At 43.2% G+C, this 16,794-nt stretch carries 10 protein-coding genes; 6 read left to right on the plus strand and 4 right to left on the minus strand.

Annotated features, from left to right (window positions below; genetic code table 11):
* The first annotated feature begins 6 nt into the window (after positions 1-6).
* Entirely contained in the window at positions 7-2,031 is a 2,025-nt protein-coding gene (locus tag ACHLI0_RS13420) for a glycoside hydrolase family 97 protein (RefSeq protein WP_490749369.1), read from the plus strand.
* A gap of 155 nt (positions 2,032-2,186) precedes the next feature.
* On the opposite strand, the gene nadA is transcribed toward ACHLI0_RS13420, so the two are convergent.
* Positions 2,187-3,125, minus strand: a complete 939-nt coding sequence (gene nadA / locus ACHLI0_RS13425; RefSeq protein WP_061473335.1) for a quinolinate synthase NadA — start codon at positions 3,123-3,125, stop codon at positions 2,187-2,189.
* A gap of 491 nt (positions 3,126-3,616) precedes the next feature.
* Between nadA and ACHLI0_RS13430 the strand changes: the two genes are divergently transcribed.
* Positions 3,617-4,144: an RNA methyltransferase gene (locus tag ACHLI0_RS13430; protein ID WP_055219088.1), complete on the plus strand. Its 528-nt coding sequence runs from the start codon at positions 3,617-3,619 to the stop codon at positions 4,142-4,144.
* Positions 4,145-4,528: 384 nt separating this feature from the next.
* Here ACHLI0_RS13430 and ACHLI0_RS13435 read toward each other — a convergent pair whose 3' ends face one another.
* Positions 4,529-5,104 carry a DUF4294 domain-containing protein gene (locus ACHLI0_RS13435; RefSeq protein ID WP_490749370.1) on the minus strand — a complete coding sequence of 192 codons (576 nt, stop codon included), beginning with the start codon at positions 5,102-5,104 and terminating at the stop codon, positions 4,529-4,531.
* A gap of 145 nt (positions 5,105-5,249) precedes the next feature.
* On the opposite strand from ACHLI0_RS13435, the gene ACHLI0_RS13440 reads away from it, so the two are divergent.
* The 4 genes from ACHLI0_RS13440 to ACHLI0_RS13455 all read left to right on the plus strand — a co-directional run bounded on the left by ACHLI0_RS13440 (position 5,250) and on the right by ACHLI0_RS13455 (position 13,874).
* Entirely contained in the window at positions 5,250-7,298 is a 2,049-nt protein-coding gene (locus ACHLI0_RS13440; protein WP_490749371.1) for a helix-hairpin-helix domain-containing protein, read from the plus strand.
* Between the two features lie 113 nt (positions 7,299-7,411).
* On the plus strand, positions 7,412-8,185 hold the full coding sequence (locus ACHLI0_RS13445; RefSeq protein WP_490749372.1) for a radical SAM protein: 774 nt from the start codon (positions 7,412-7,414) through the stop codon (positions 8,183-8,185).
* 43 nt (positions 8,186-8,228) lie between these two features.
* Positions 8,229-9,779: a sulfatase-like hydrolase/transferase gene (locus ACHLI0_RS13450; RefSeq protein WP_490749373.1), complete on the plus strand. Its 1,551-nt coding sequence runs from the start codon at positions 8,229-8,231 to the stop codon at positions 9,777-9,779.
* Between the two features lie 210 nt (positions 9,780-9,989).
* On the plus strand, positions 9,990-13,874 hold the full coding sequence (locus ACHLI0_RS13455; protein WP_490749374.1) for a TIM-barrel domain-containing protein: 3,885 nt from the start codon (positions 9,990-9,992) through the stop codon (positions 13,872-13,874).
* Positions 13,875-14,078: 204 nt separating this feature from the next.
* Here the strand turns inward: ACHLI0_RS13455 and ACHLI0_RS13460 are convergent, their stop codons facing one another.
* Together ACHLI0_RS13460 and ACHLI0_RS13465 are read right to left on the minus strand one after the other, a co-directional pair.
* The gene (locus ACHLI0_RS13460) at positions 14,079-14,375 is read right to left on the minus strand and encodes a hypothetical protein (RefSeq protein WP_225664787.1); all 297 of its coding nucleotides are present in this window, start codon (positions 14,373-14,375) and stop codon (positions 14,079-14,081) included.
* An 823-nt stretch (positions 14,376-15,198) separates the two neighbouring features.
* On the minus strand, positions 15,199-16,632 hold the full coding sequence (locus ACHLI0_RS13465; protein WP_490749375.1) for a sialate O-acetylesterase: 1,434 nt from the start codon (positions 16,630-16,632) through the stop codon (positions 15,199-15,201).
* Positions 16,633-16,794 lie beyond the last annotated feature (162 nt).

Raw genomic sequence — 16,794 nt, forward strand, 5'->3', positions numbered from 1 at the left:
CATTATATGGATAAGAAAAAAATCAGTTATTTAATACTCCTTTGTTTATTCTCTTTAAGCTGCACGCTACAGGCAGAGAAATATGAAACGGTTTCTCCTAACGGAAAACTGAAGATTAAACTGAAAATAGACAAAGGTACCCAATACGAAGTATGGTACGATAATACACAACTTATACTTCCTTCTCCCATCGGATTACATCTGGCGGACGGCAAAGTAATCGGCAACGGAAGTGTAAAGTCGGCAAAGAAAAGAAAGGTGAACCAGACTATCGACGTCCTTGTTGGTAAAAACAAAGAATTACAGGATGCTTATAATGAACTCACCGTTTCTTTCAACGACAGCTGCGACCTTGTAGTACGTGCTTATGATGAAGGAGTGGCCTATCATTTCGTCACCCGTCTCAACGGAGAAATTACAATCATCAGTGAAGATGCTATTTTCAACTTTGCTTCCACCCCAACCATCTATTATCCGGAATGCGATGCTAATTATTCCGGCGAAACGGATCAATCCGGACGTACTCATCAGGTGCATCAAGGATATAGAAACTTTGAAAGACTCTATAAAGTCTACAAAGGTCCGTTGGAAATTCCTTACGAACGTTTTGCCGTTTCTCCGGTATTATACGAATATCCTGATTCTCCCTATAAAGTGGTCGTAACGGAATCAAATACCTATGATTATCCGGCTCTGTATATGGAATCCAACGGCTACAACTCCATGCGCGGAAAATGGGCTAATTACCCGAAAGAAACAATAGACTCCGATCCGTCCAATCCTTACTACTGGTATTCCAATCATTTGGTTGTTACCAGAGAGAATTACATCGCAAAGACTGATGGAAAGCGTAGTTTTCCGTGGCGTGTCATCATCGTTTCGGAAGATGATAAATCATTATTGAACAACGAACTGGTATACAAACTGGCCGATCCTTGCCGTCTGACCGATACTTCCTGGATCCAACCGGGAAAGAGTGCATGGGAATGGTGGCACAAAGCCGTTTTGGAAGGTGTTGACTTCCCCAGTGGAAACAAGCAGCTTTCTCTCCAGTTATATAAATACTACGTAGACTGGGCTTCAAAAAATCATATCGAATATATGACCTTGGATGCCGGATGGTCCGAAGATTACATCAAAGAACTATGCTCATACGCCAAAGAAAAGAATGTGAAGATTATCGTCTGGACATGGGCTAGTTGTGCCAGAGAGAATCCAAGTGACTGGATCGCTAAAATGCACAGCTACGGTGTATCCGGAGCAAAGATCGACTTTTTCGAACGGAATGACCAGATAGCCATGCGATGGGGAAAAGAATTTGCAGAACGTCTGGCCGAAAAGCAAATGGTAGCTATTTTCCACGGTTGCCCGGTTCCTACCGGATTGCATCGCACGTATCCCAATATACTGAACTATGAAGCAGTAAGAGGAGCGGAATGTAACTTCTGGGAAAAGACGTTAACTCCCGAATATCACACTCGTTTTCCTTTCATCCGCCTATTGGCAGGACCGGCAGATTATACTCCGGGATCCATGAGAAGTGTCACTCAGGATGAATTCAGACCGATGGATATAGATAATACTCCGCCTATGAGCATGGGAACACGTTCGCATGAATTGTCCATGTTTGTCATTTACGACCAATGGATGGCTTATTTATGTGACTCACCCACCGAATACAATAAATATCCGGATGTACTCGACTTCCTTTCCAAAGTTCCCGCAGTATGGGATAAGACCTTGCCATTAGAAGCAAAGTTAAGCGAATATATCGTAACAGCGAAACAAAAAGGCAATGACTGGTATGTGGGCGGAATGACCAACTGGAATGCCCGTTCTACAGAAGTGAACCTCAGCTTCCTGAAAGACAATGTCTCCTATCAGGCAACTATCTTTAAAGACGCTCCGAATTCCTACGAGCAACCTAAAGAATACATGGTAGAGAAAAGAACAGTGGATAATAAAACTATATTGAATATAGATATGGCAAAAGGCGGTGGATTCGTTATCCGTCTGGAAGCAGAAAACTAATATCGCTATGAATGAAATTTAAATGAGATAATTACATCTCAAAGAACGGTACCATCTGACGCACGGAATGGTACACTCCAATACATTAAACGGTACCTTCCAACATACTGGATAGTACCGTTTGATGTATTGGAAGGTACCGTTTGTATATCCTATCATAATCCCAGCTTCGCCGAAATCTCCAGCATCCGCTGAATAGGCTTCACTGCCTTCTCCGCTATTTCAGGATCCACCGTAATTTCCGGTGACTCATTCTTCAGACACTCATAGAGCTTCTCTAACGTATTCAACCGCATAAAGCTACACTCGTTACATCCACAGGTGCTATCGTTCGGAGGAGCAGGGATAAACGTTGTCTGCGGACACTTCTTCTGCATCTCATGCAAGATACCCGATTCGGTAGCCACAATGTACGTATTCTCCGGGTGGTTCACCGCATACTTCAGCAGTGCAGCTGTAGACCCTACCACATCCGCCAGTTTCAGCACCGTGCTTTTGCATTCGGGATGTGCCAGCACCAATGCTTCCGGATGCTGTGTTTTCAGCTCCACGATCTTTTCCACCGAGAACTGTTCGTGCACATGACAGGCTCCATCCCAAAGCAGCATATTCCTGTTCGTAACTGAGTTGATATAATTTCCCAGATTCCGGTCCGGACCAAAGATTATTTTCTCATCTTTGGGAAAACTTTCCACGATCTGCCGGGCATTGGTGGAAGTCACCACCACATCCGTTACCGCCTTCACAGCAGCTGTCGTGTTCACGTACGAAATAACGGTGTGCCCCGGATGCTCTTTGACAAACTGCGCAAACTGATCCGCCGGACAACTGTCCGCCAGCGAGCAACCCGCTTCCATGTCGGGCACCAGCACTTTCTTATCCGGACAAAGCACCTTCGCTGTCTCACCCATAAAGTGAACGCCGCACATCACAATGATGTCCGCCTCCGTTTTAGCAGCCAGTTGGGCCAACGCCAGACTGTCGCCAACGTAATCGGCGATATCCTGTATTTCACCCTTCTGGTAGTAGTGGCCCAGAATGATTGCATTCTTTTCTTTCTTCAGCTCGTTAATAGCCTTTATGAGATTATTCATAATAATATTCTTTTATTTTTTCCTTTTAAAAAAAATCCTTTGTTAGTGATGATAGCCTGTTAATAGTGTTAGCAAATAAATACGATTTTTCTTGCCGGATAAGTTATTAGTCCATACTTCTGCTTTATGAGTCCGTTATGAACGGAAGAAAAGGTGGAAGATTGACTATTTATTATCTTCATTATCAATGCAAGCCCTATCAAATGGGAGAATACTATTAACTCCCTGTTGATAAAGTGCAAAGTTAAAAACTTTATGGATATAAACAGGCAGATAAGTGCTGAAAAATATGTTGATGTCTGCATAGAAAGTTTCGTCTTTGTTTTTTGGAATGTTCATAATAAAGCACCCTTATACCTTCTTTTGAATAATGCAAGAATTATTTTTCAAATTCTTTCCCGATTGTTTTGACAGGTTTTAAACCGTTATCAACACCTCTGTTAACAGAAAAGAACTACCTTTGCAACCGAAACATAATAAATGAACAACGTATGCGAAAACTGAAAATAACAGAGCTGAACCGTATCAGTGCCGAAGAGTTTAAACAGGCAGAAAAGCTGCCTCTGGTGGTAGTGCTGGATGATATTCGTAGCCTGCATAATATAGGTTCGGTATTCCGCACGTCGGATGCTTTCCGTATCGAGTGTATCTATCTGTGTGGAATAACGGCTACCCCTCCCCACCCTGAAATGCATAAGACGGCTTTGGGCGCAGAGTTCACTGTTGACTGGAAGTATGTTAATAACGCTGTTGATGCTGTTGATAACCTCCGTAAAGAAGGATATATTGTTTATTCGATAGAACAGGCGGAAGGCAGCATTATGCTGGATCAACTCGAACTGGACAAGACGAAGAAATACGCTATCGTAATGGGAAATGAAGTGAAAGGGGTGCAACAGGAAGTGATTGATCATTCGGATGGTTGTATCGAGATTCCCCAATATGGTACCAAGCATTCTCTGAACGTGTCTGTAACAACGGGCATTGTCATCTGGGATTTGTTCAAAAAGCTACGTTGACGGTGTAAAATCAGTCGGTTAATAATTAGTTAATAAGTGGTTGATATCATAGTTAACTTGCTATTAATCAATATTCTTTTTCTGTTCATAATTGTGTGGGATAATAAGAGAGTATTGTAGCAATCTACTCTTGGATGAGTCTGATTGATTCAGTGTTTATTAACCATCCTGTTTCAAGCTGTTATCAGATGGCATCACAGCTATTAATAGCTGACTTCTCAACTGTTAATACTTGTCATGCAGACTATTAACACCTGACAAGTCAACTGTTAATACCCTAGAAGTCAGATAAAGCGGGGTAATTTTCCTATGGTGATCGTGGAATTAGATTTAATAGAAATATGATGGTTAATAACGACGTTGATAACCTTATAACAAGGTGAATCAGATTTGTCCGTTCTCTACCAGCAGCACGACTCTTTCCGTCAGTTTATCTTCTCCCAACGGATCATATTCCTTTTTCAGACTGGCACCGAACAGTGCGGCAAACGTCTGATAGAATCCTGCTTTGAAAGGTCCCATAAAAGCTTTTACCAGTTCATAACTGGTGGAATTACTTTGGCGGTCTATCAATTTAATCAAGAGTTTGCCTTGTGTGAAAGAAAGTTTCTTCATTTTGGCGGTATATTGTTCCTTCAGTCCTTTTTCCACCCGTTTGAGATGTTTTTGGCGAGCCTTCTCGTTGGGTAATGTTTGAAGATACTCATAAGTTTCGATAATAGCCTGGTTAATTTCTTTGGAGATAGGATATACCTTCTTTACGTTACGTACCAGCCGGTAGTATTCCAGCCGTTCTTTTTCGTTTTTGAATTTTAGCGGGCGGAAGATATAAACAGTCCTTAACTGGACACATGGAATGGTATCTCCGTTGTAGATACACATTGGAACCAAGTATCCGTTGATGCTTTGCTTGTCCTGTGCCTGCATCTTCGATGAACAGACCATAGCAAACGCCATCATTATTACTATGTTAAGCCTCCTTTTCACGTTACAAAAATAGAATTAAAATTTTATTATTCAGACATTTCTTTTAGACGTTAACCTATTTAAAGTATCTTTGTGCCCTTGTCTGTAAAAACGCAAGGTGCAAACAAATAATTTATTGATGAAAACTACTCAATTATTTCGGTTGATAAGTATTATAAACAGCCTGTTCGTTATTCCTGCTTGTAGTGCTCAAAACCCTTCTCAAAGTCTTATAGAAGATATTTTTGAAGATTTATCTGTTAATAATAGTGTTGATAATGCTGTTAATGAACCCAACTGGGAGAATGAACTGGAAGAACTGTCCGTCCGTCTTCACGAACCTGTAGATTTAAACCGGGCTACCCGTCAACAACTGGAACAATTTCCTTTTCTCAGTGATATTCAGATTGAGCATCTGCTGGCCTATATATACGTGCATGGGCAGATGGAAACACTTTATGAACTTCAGTTAATAGAGGATATGGACAGGCAGACTATTCAGTATCTATTGCCTTTCGTATGTATCAAAGCTATTAACAATGAGTCGTCTTTTCGGTGGAAAACTATGTTGAAAAGCGCTATGAAGTATGGAAAGAATGAAGTGCTAACTCGCATAGATATACCGTTTTACAAGCGGAAAGGTTATGAACATACCTATTTGGGACCTTCTGTTTATAACTCTGTTAAATACGCTTTCCGTTATCGCGATCAGCTCTATGCAGGTCTCGTTGCGGAGAAGGATGCCGGTGAACCCTTCCTTGCTCTGCACAATCGTCAAGGGTATGATTATTATTCTTTTTATCTCTTACTCAAAGATTGTGGGCGATTAAAAACATTGGCTGTTGGTAACTATCGGTTAAGTTTCGGACAGGGGCTGGTGATCAGCACGGATTACTTACTGGGAAAGACCGTATATGCTTCTTCTTTCAACACCCGCAGCGGAGGAATCAGGAAACATTCTTCTACTGACGAGACTAATTATTTTCGGGGAGTGGCGGCAACTGTAAGCATTACAAAACAATGGAGTATGTCCGGCTTTTACTCACACCGTTCGCTGGACGGTGTGCTGACCGATGGAGAAATAACTTCTATCTACAAAACCGGACTACACCGCAGTCAGAAAGAAGCTGATAAGAAGAACCTATTCACCATGCAGCTGACCGGTGGAAACGTGAGTTATCAACAGAACCGTATCCGGCTGGGTATCACCGGTATTTACTATGTTTTCAACCGACCTTATGAACCGCAATTAACAGGTTATTCCCAATACAACATTCATGGAAATCAGTTCTACAATTTAGGAATAGACTATGCCTACCGCTGGCATCGCTTTTCTTTCCAAGGAGAGATAGCTATGGGAAAACAAGGCAGTGCTACTTTGAACCGTCTTCAGTATTCACCGGTGGAAGGAACTCAGTTGATGATCGTACAACGATACTATTCATATAATTATTGGGCTATGTTCGCCCATTCTTTTGGGGAAGGAAGTGCGGTTCAAAACGAACAGGGATATTATCTGGGGGTGGAAACTTCCCCTTTCCGCCATTGGCACATCCTTGCTTCCTTCGATCTGTTTTCTTTCCCGTGGAAGAAATACCGGATCAGCAAACCTTCCCGAGGTATGGACGGATTGCTTCAGGCTACGTTTACTCCGCACAGTAATCTGACAATGTACTTGAAATATCGTTATAAACAGAAAGAGCGTGACTTGACAGGTAGCAAAGAAAACCTAACGCTTCCTATTTTTCATCACCAACTTCGATATCGTTTGAACTATTTTTATGGAGATGTGTTTAGCTGTCGTACAACTTTAGATTACAACCATTTTCATTCTCAAGACAGGGCTGCTAGTAAAGGATATCAAGTTACACAAATGATGTCCTCCCAACTGCCTTGGACCAGGCTGTTTGCTGACGTTCAAGGCAGTTATTTTTCTACAGACGATTATGATTCGCGGGTATATGTATCAGAGAAGGGATTGCTTTATACATTTTACACTCCCTCCTTTCAAGGTCGTGGATTTCGCTGTGCCGTTCGTCTGAGATATGAACCGAATGAACATTGGATGTTTATAACTAAATTCGGAGAAACCGTTTATCTCGACCGGAATGAAATAGGTTCCGGCAATGATTTAATCTTTGGAAATAAAAAAGCTGACGTACAAATGCAACTCCGTATTAAGTTTTAAAGTATCTTTGCCTCTGGATATTATAAAATAGTAAATGATAAAATAATGTGAGCTTGATGTGATAAACATCCGTATTGATATATTGAACTCACATTAAAACAATTAATAAAAAGATGACTATTATTTTTCCTTCACCCATCTTCGGCCCTGTTCATTCCCGCCGCTTGGGTGTATCTTTGGGAATCAACCTATTGCCGGAAGACGGAAAAGTCTGCTCGTTCGACTGCATTTATTGTGAATGCGGCTTCAATGCCGACCATCGTCCGAAGAAGCATCTGCCCACTCGTGAAGAAGTGCGCATCGCCCTGGAAGAAAAGCTGAAAGATATGCAGAAGAACGGTCCCGCCCCCGATGTACTCACATTTGCCGGAAACGGTGAACCGACTGCCCACCCTCATTTTCCGGAAATTATAGAAGATACACTGGCACTCCGTGACCACTATTTCCCGAATGCAAAAGTAAGTGTATTGAGCAATTCCACCTTCATCGACCGTCCTACGGTATTCGATGCATTGAACAAGATAGATAATAATATCCTGAAGCTGGATACGGTGAACGAAGAATACATTCATCTCTTGGATCGTCCCAACGGGAAATATTCCGTAAGGAAGATCATCGAAAAGATGAAAGAATTCAAAGGAAATTGTATTGTTCAGACTATGTTTCTGAAAGGTAGCTACCTTGGGAAAGATATGGATAATACATCCGATGAGTTTGTGCTCCCCTGGCTGGAAGCAGTCAAGGAGATAGCTCCCAGTCAAGTAATGATCTATACGATTGACAGGGAGACTCCCGATCATGATTTGCAGAAAGCCACTCATGAAGAACTGGACCGGATTGTAGAATTGATAGAGCGAACGGGAATTCCGGCAACAGCATCCTATTGATCGCTTATCTGAGATCATTTTAAACACATAAAACCCCCATATTATGAAAAACACGAATTTAGCCTTTTATGCTTTGGCAGGCATTTCTTCAATACCTGCTACGCTGACAGCCGGACAAGCTCATCCGAAGGAACGACCGGCTGATAAGCAGCAACCGAATGTAATCCTGATCGTCGCCGATGATTTGGGATACGGTGACTTGAGTTGCTATGGTGCTCATCGTATTTCTACACCGGGCATGGACCGTGTGGCGAATGAAGGAATTCGTTTCACACAAGGTTTTTGCACAGCGGCAACCTCTACTCCAAGCCGCTATTCCGTAATGACGGGTCTTTATCCCTGGACAAATACCGATGCAAAAATTCTGCCCGGTAATGCGGCACTAATCATCGACACCCAGAAGATTACTTTGCCCAAGTTGATGAAACAAGCCGGATACGCTACCGGTTCTGTAGGTAAATGGCATATCGGATTGGGAGACGGTAAAGTAGACTGGAATAAAGAGGTACATCCGGGAGCTGCCGAAATAGGATACGATTATTCCTTTATTCAGGCAGCAACGAACGACCGTGTCCCATGTGTATTTCTCGAAAACGGACGTGTAGTGGGGCTAGACCCCAATGATCCGTTGTATGTGGATTACCGGCAGAATTTTCCGGGAGAACCTACCGGAAAGAATAATCCGGAACTGCTCCGGATGCACCCGAGTGTGGGACATGCCGGTTCGATAGTCAACGGGGTGCCCCGTATCGGATTTCAGAAAGGTGGTAAGGCGGCACAATGGAAAGACGAGGAAATGGCGGAATTGTTTTTGAACAAGGCGAAGCAATTTGTCAATGACCATAAAGATGCCCCTTTCTTTCTTTATTACGGATTGCATCAGCCACACGTACCTCGTGTTCCTAACGAACGTTTTGCAGGTCAGTCGGGGATGGGACCCCGCGGGGATGTTATCTTGGAAGCCGACTGGTGTGTATCCGAATTTCTGAAAGAACTGGATAAACTGGGATTGGCTGAAAATACAATCGTCGTGCTGACCAGTGATAATGGTCCGGTACTGGATGACGGATACAAAGACGATGCGGTGGAGCTGGTAGGAGACCATAAGATAGCCGGTCCGCTTCGCGGAGGAAAGACAAGTATGTTCGATGGTGGTACACGTATACCTTTTATGCTTCGCTGGCCGGCAGCAGTTAAACCACAGGTTTCCGATGCATTCGTTTGCCAGATGGATTTGCTGGCATCCTTTGCAGCCTTGTTGGGGCAGTCTTATCCGGACAAGTTGGACAGTGAAAATACCTTGGACACCTTTTTGGGCAAGAGCAAGAAAGGACGTGAAGAACTTGTCATTGAAGGAATGTTCAATTACGCCTACCGTCAGGGTGACTGGGCACTAATTCCTCCTTATTATAATCCGTATAGCGAGGAAGACGGAGACTTTATCGGTTTGGGATATGGATATAAGCTCTATAATCTGAAAAAAGATATCGGGCAGCAGGAAAATGTAGCAACCAAATACCCGAAGAAGCTGGGCGAATTGATCAACCGCTTTGAATATCTGAAATCGACTACGAATAAGGTGACACGCTATTGACCTCCGCTTATCCTCATGGGATTTGTGAATAAATAATAATAAAGCAGCTTCTGATTTAGGGTAACCCAAAGATGAAGTGTATTTATTACCAAACGAGTAATTTTACAATCTGACACTAATAATCTTATAGTATGTCATCTGAATTAGTTAATACCATTTTTAAAAGAATATACAAAGGCACTTAATGTCTAATACTAAATAAATAAAAACATGAAAAAAGAAACCCCCATCTCTTTACGACATCTCAGGCGTATTACCGCCATTTTATTCTTATGTCCGATTTCCTTTTCTTCCATACAGGTATCCGCAGCATCGGATCAGAGTGACGTTTCTTCGGCATCTGTCCGCCAGGAACAGACTGCGGGAATCCTTCGTGCAGAAAAAATAAACCCGACGACGGTTGATGTACTGTTCGCGAACCAGCAACGGATGACTATCGACTTTTACGGAGAGAATATTTTCCGTGTCTTTCAGGACAATTCCGGAGGCGTCATCCGTGACCCTGAAGCGAAACCTGAAGCGCAGATACTTGTAGACCAGCCACGACGCAAAGTTTCCGGACTGTCGGTAGACGAGAAAGATGGATATATCACCCTTACTACCGCCCAAGTACGGATTGAACTGAATAAGCAGACCGGACTGATGAAAGTCTTTAATCCGTTGACCGGCAAATGTGTGATCGAAGAAATCGCTCCGGTGGTATTCGGTCCTAAAGAAGTGACCGTAACCTTAAAGGAGAATCCCGAAGAATACTTCTACGGAGGCGGTGTGCAAAACGGACGTTTCTCTCATAAAGGCAAGGTTATTGCCATCGAAAATCAGAATAGCTGGACGGATGGCGGAGTGGCCTCCCCTGCCCCTTTCTACTGGTCTACCAATGGTTACGGAATGATGTGGTACACATTCCGGAAAGGTGAATACGACTTTGGAGCAACAGAGAAAAACATAGTGAAACTGTCTCACAATTCTTCTTACCTTGATATTTTCTATATGGTCAACGACGGAGCTGTTTCCCTGTTGAATGATTTCTATCAGTTGACGGGAAACCCCGTTTTGTTGCCCAAATTCGGTTTTTACGAAGGACATCTCAATGCCTACAACCGTGACTACTGGAAGGAAGACGAGAAAGGAATCCTTTTTGAAGACGGAAAGCGTTATAAAGAAAGCCAGAAAGACAATGGCGGCATCAAAGAGTCTCTGAATGGTGAAAAGAACAATTATCAGTTCTCGGCACGTGCCGTTATCGACCGTTACAAGAATCATGATATGCCTCTCGGATGGTTACTGCCGAACGACGGTTACGGAGCCGGATACGGACAGACGGAAACACTGGACGGCAACATCGCCAATCTGAAAAGCCTGGGAGAATATGCCCGCAAGAACGGTGTGGAAATAGGACTCTGGACACAGTCGGACCTGCACCCGAAGGAAGGTGTAAGCGCCTTATTGCAGCGTGACATCGTGAAAGAAGTCCGTGATGCCGGTGTGCGTGTACTCAAAACTGACGTGGCATGGGTAGGAGCCGGCTATTCCTTTGGATTGAACGGAGTGGCGGACGTAGGACATATTATGCCTTATTATGGCAATGATGCCCGTCCCTTTATCATTTCACTGGACGGCTGGGCAGGCACACAACGCTATGCCGGCATCTGGTCGGGCGACCAGACCGGAGGCGAATGGGAATATATCCGTTTTCATATCCCTACTTATATAGGTTCCGGTCTGTCCGGCCAGCCGAATATCTGCTCGGATATGGACGGTATCTTCGGTGGAAAGAATGCGGCAGTCAATATACGTGATTTCCAATGGAAAACATTTACCCCCATGCAGTTGAATATGGATGGCTGGGGCGCCAACGAAAAGTACCCCCATGCTTTAGGCGAACCAGCTACATCCATTAACCGCATGTATCTCAAACTGAAATCGGAACTGATGCCTTACACGTATAGCTTTGCCCGTGAAGCGGTGGATGGTATGCCTCTCATCCGTGCCATGTTCCTCGACTATCCGAATGAATATACATACGGAACGGCTACCCGCTACCAATATATGTATGGTACCGACTTTCTCGTAGCCCCTGTCTATCAGAATACGAAAGCTGATAAAGAAGGCAATGATATCCGCAATGGAATTTATCTGCCCGAAGGCACTTGGATAGATTATTTCAGCGGAGAGAAATACGAAGGCAACCGTATTCTCAGCAACTTCGATACTCCGGTCTGGAAGTTACCCGTATTCGTAAAGAACGGTGCTATTATTCCGATGACACAACCTAACAATAATGTCAGCGAAATAGACCCCTCACTTCGCATCTATGAATTTTATCCGAACCGCCATACTGCAACCGTAGAATATGACGACGACGGTGTGACGGAAGCCTACCGTCAGGAGAAATCGGTATCTACCCTGATCGAATCGAACGTAGACGCAAAGAACCGTGTGACTATCACCATTCATCCCACAGCCGGAAGTTTCGACGGTTTTGTAAAAGATAAAAAGACGGAACTGCGCATCAACGTCACGGAGAAACCAAAGAAACTGACTGCAAGAATCAACAACAAGAAAGTAAAACTGACGGAAGTAAGCACGGCAGCGGAACTTCTGAATGGAGAAAACGTATTCTGGTACGAAGAAACCCCCAATCTGAATAAGTTTGCAACCAAAGGAAGTGAATTTGAGAAAGTGGTTATCACAAAGAATCCGCTGTTGCACATCAAACTGGGCAGCACCGACATCACCGCCAATCGTATCGAACTGGACGTGGAAGGTTTCCGTTTTGAACCGGCCGACCGGAACTTGGTAAGTACCGGAACCCTGTCTGCACCGCAAAACGCTCAGGTAAGCGAGCAGAACAGAGAAGCATATACCCTGCAACCGACTTGGGACAAAGTACCCAATGCCGATTACTATGAGATTGAATTTGACGGAATGCTTTATACGACTATCCGGGATACTCACTTACTGTTTGAAGACTTGAAAGCGGATACTCCTTACGCATTCAAAGTGCGTGCTGTCAACAAAGACGGTGTTTCCGAATGGGCAGAGATTCAGGTGAAAACGAAGACTAATCCGCTGGAATTTGCTATTCGTGGCATTGAAGGCGAATCGACTGCCGCATCGCAGGGAGGATTCGGTGTAGACCGATTGTTCAACTTCTCCGAATCGGGAGATACATGGCACACGAAGTATAATGTTAACTCCATACCATTAGATTTGATTATCGACCTCAAAACAGTTAACCAACTGGATAAGTTCCATTATCTGCCCCGTGCGGATGCCGGCAACGGTACACTGCTGAAAGGAACGGTATCTTACAGTATGGACAAAGAAAACTGGACGGAAGCCGGAGCATTCGAATGGCAGCGGAACGGTGATGTAAAAGTATTCACTTTCACAGAGCGTCCAAATGCACGTTACATCAAACTGAACGTTACGGCAGGTGTAGGAAACTACGGTTCCGGTCGTGAGATCTACGTATTCAAAGTACCGGGAACGGCAAGTTACCTGCAAGGCGACATCAACAATGATGACAAGATCGACCGCAATGACCTGACTTCTTATATGAACTATACCGGATTGCGTCGTGGCGATTCAGACTTTGAAGGTTATATCAGCAAAGGCGATATCAACATGAATGACTTGATAGATGCTTATGATATTTCTGTCGTAGCCACTCAGCTCGACGGTGGTGTCGACAGGGAAGCTACGGAGAAAGTATCCGGCTCTCTGTCTATCAGTACTCCGAAGAAGCAGTATCAAAAGGACGAAATCGTTGAAATCCGTGTGAAGGGTAATGATCTGCGGTCGGTTAATGCACTTAGCTTTGCTTTGCCTTATGATCAGAGCGACTATGAATTTGTAGGTGTGGAACCGCTGAATATGAAAGCAATGGAAAATCTGACTTATGACCGTCTGCATACAAATGGTGTGAAATCCCTCTATCCTACTTTCGTCAATATGGGAAAACAGGAGGCTTTGGAAGGTTCGGAAGAACTCTTTATTCTGAAATTGAAAGCGAAACGTAAAGTGAAGTTTGATCTGAATCTGAAAGACGGAATATTGGTTGATAAGCAACTGAGGATGCATTCATTCTAGAATGTATTTCGTGTAAATCATTGATATATAACAAAAGAGGATGCCTGTGGGGAACTATTGGCATCCTCTTTGGGAGACAGACGGGAAGGATTACTTTCACAAGCAGTCCTTCAGTCTGCTACCTCCATATTTAATCTGGTTAGGGATTTCTTCATTTGAATACTCTTTTTATGAAGTGAGAATCATTCTATTAGATAGTAATCTTTATTCTATTGTACGTAAACTGATTAGTTCCAGCCATTTATTCATACTCAGGTCAATGCCTCCTTTCTCTAAATAGTAAATGGCTTTTTTATAATGTGGGTTATCTTGCTCTCCAAATAAATTGTTACTTAATTCTCCAAGATTGTAATAAAGGCGTGCCATCTGCATATAGTCCAGCATAGTGTAGTTTTCATCGACGGCTCCGTCGGCCAAACGGTTCAACAGTTCATAAGCAATTCCTTTTTCTTCTTCCGATAACTCGGAGAGTCGAGAGTGAAGGAGTTTAGTAGATTGCATTAACTGAATAATGTCTTTTTTAAAATCTGATTGCATGTTTTGTTATGTTGCCGCATCAGTTTCCTGTTGGTGCGCGGTTTATAAAAAAGAGGACGTGGAAACTATCTACTATACGTCACCATAGGTATCCACTACGACCCCTCCACGACATAAGTGATAGTCCCACGCCCAACTGGTATATAACAAAGTATATATACGATTGTGCGCGAGACCTGTCACTCATTGTCACTCGTGGATAAAATTAGTGGATTCTATGGTGAGTGCAATAAATAACCGTTCTCAATACAAAATTTAAAGCTTTCTTTCTACGAGCGAAAGTAAGCATGTGGCAAAAGTAGCGATAATTATTTGTTTTACAAATAATTTTGTTTTATAATTTCGTTGATAATAATAAAGTAAATACTAGCCTGCAGATCACTTCCTTTACTAAGACTTAATACTGTGTATGCAAAGAACTAGTACTCGTTATACTTGAGCCTATTCGTCTGACAGTTGTTGAACTTTCGTCTAACAACTGTCAGACGAAAGTTCAACAACTGTCAGACGAATAGTTTTATGCATAACTTGGAGATAGATTTATTAAAGATAAGAGGCAGATATGTGTTAATCAGTATTAGTCTATTCTTGTACTGTTTAGCTCATTACACGCAGGAAATGATTCAAAGCTGTGCAGGAATGAATAAAATATAGTGTATTGAAAAAGGACTATTATTCAATATACAGGAGCTATATGCCCAATATATTGGATATATAGCTCCTGCGCGTTGGATATATAGCTCCTGTACGCAGGACATATATACCCTGCACACAGGCTAATCAGCTCTTACTTTACATCATCCCATGTATCCGTCCGGAACGGGAAAGCAGCGATCCCCAATGTATTGCGTAAAGTGATGTTTCCTACATAATTGCGGAAAGCATACCGTACGGCTACCGGTTGGGCGACCTGATCGCTCCATACTTCTACATTTCTTGTGCGACCTGCAATCCGTGCTTTTGCCGGATAGAATTTCTTGTCGGCTCCTGCAATTTCGAAACCTTCCAATTCACAGTTGCCCGGTGCCAGTCCGGAAGGGGCATTGTCGAGTGTGACGATCGCTTTGTTCTTTGAATATTCCACCTTTGTCATCATTGGTCCGGTAGATGGAAATTTATGGAGACCGTATGTTTTAGTCAGTGCGAGATTGGCCAGCCGGAGTCCTACTACATTTTTCTGAGGAGGATGAATGCAGAACTCGTCGCCGACATCTATCGTAGGAATCATTCCGGAGTTGGGGATTGTCTGTAATGCTTTCATTTGTGCTTCCTGCAATAAGGCGGAATTTATATTTCGGCTGTTTCCATATTTGTGCGGAGCAATCTGGACATAATAAAAAGGCATATCCGGTGCTTCCCATACATTTCTCCAAAGCTGGACCATTGCGGTCATCATCGGAGCATAGATCTGATAGTTGAATAGATTCGACTCTCCCTGATACCATAGAAATCCGCGTGCCGTAAAGTTTTTCACAGGCAGTAACATGATATTATACAGACATTGCAGTCGGCTATTCGTATCTAACTTTGGATTTTTGGCGGCCTTTATATTTGCGCCTTCCACGGAGGCGAGCGTTTCTTCTGTCATCCATGCCTCGATTCGTGAACCTCCCCAACTGTTGATGACCAGTCCTACGGGGAGATGAAGCGTTTCCGTCAGTTGTCGGGCAAAGAAGTAACCTGCGGCACTGCAATCCATAGTGGTTTCGGGCGAAGAAACTTCCCATTTCGCTCCTTCAAAGTCTGTCCGTTCTTTCACTCCTTTGGTTCGGGGGACAGTGATAAAACGGATACGGTCGCGGTAGTTGCCTGCGTTCAGAAGAGTTTCCAGCGAATGGTCGATGGGTTGTCCCATGTTTCCTTTCATGGTCATTTCCATGTTAGACTGACCGGAGCATATCCATACTTCTCCTATTAATATATCCGATAGCGTGACCCGGGTCCCGTCACTGATGGTAATAGAATAAGGAGTAAAACTTCCGGCAGGAGTATCCACTTTGACCAGCCATGCTCCCTCATCGTCTGTCGATACCTTATAAGTACGGTTATTCCAAGAGGTGGTGACAGTCACCTTTTTGCCGTCTGCCCATCCCCACAGCTTAACGGAACTGTTTTGTTGGAGTACCATATGATCTCCCATCATGGCAGGGAGCTTCACTTTGCCTTGTGCAAGCGAGAAAAATAAAAGAGAGATTGTAAAAATCAGAAAATGTTTTTTCATACTATTGTTTTATTAATTAGGATTTGACAAATACTTCACTTAGGTCTAGGGCAAAATTACAACCTAATTTGAATATGGAATAATACTATTTAGTCATTCTCTGACAGATTTTGGTCGATTTACTCTAACTTAGCTTCTATTCCAATGATTCATTTCCTTTCC

It is taken from the genome of Bacteroides sp. RCH18 (assembly GCF_058231005.1).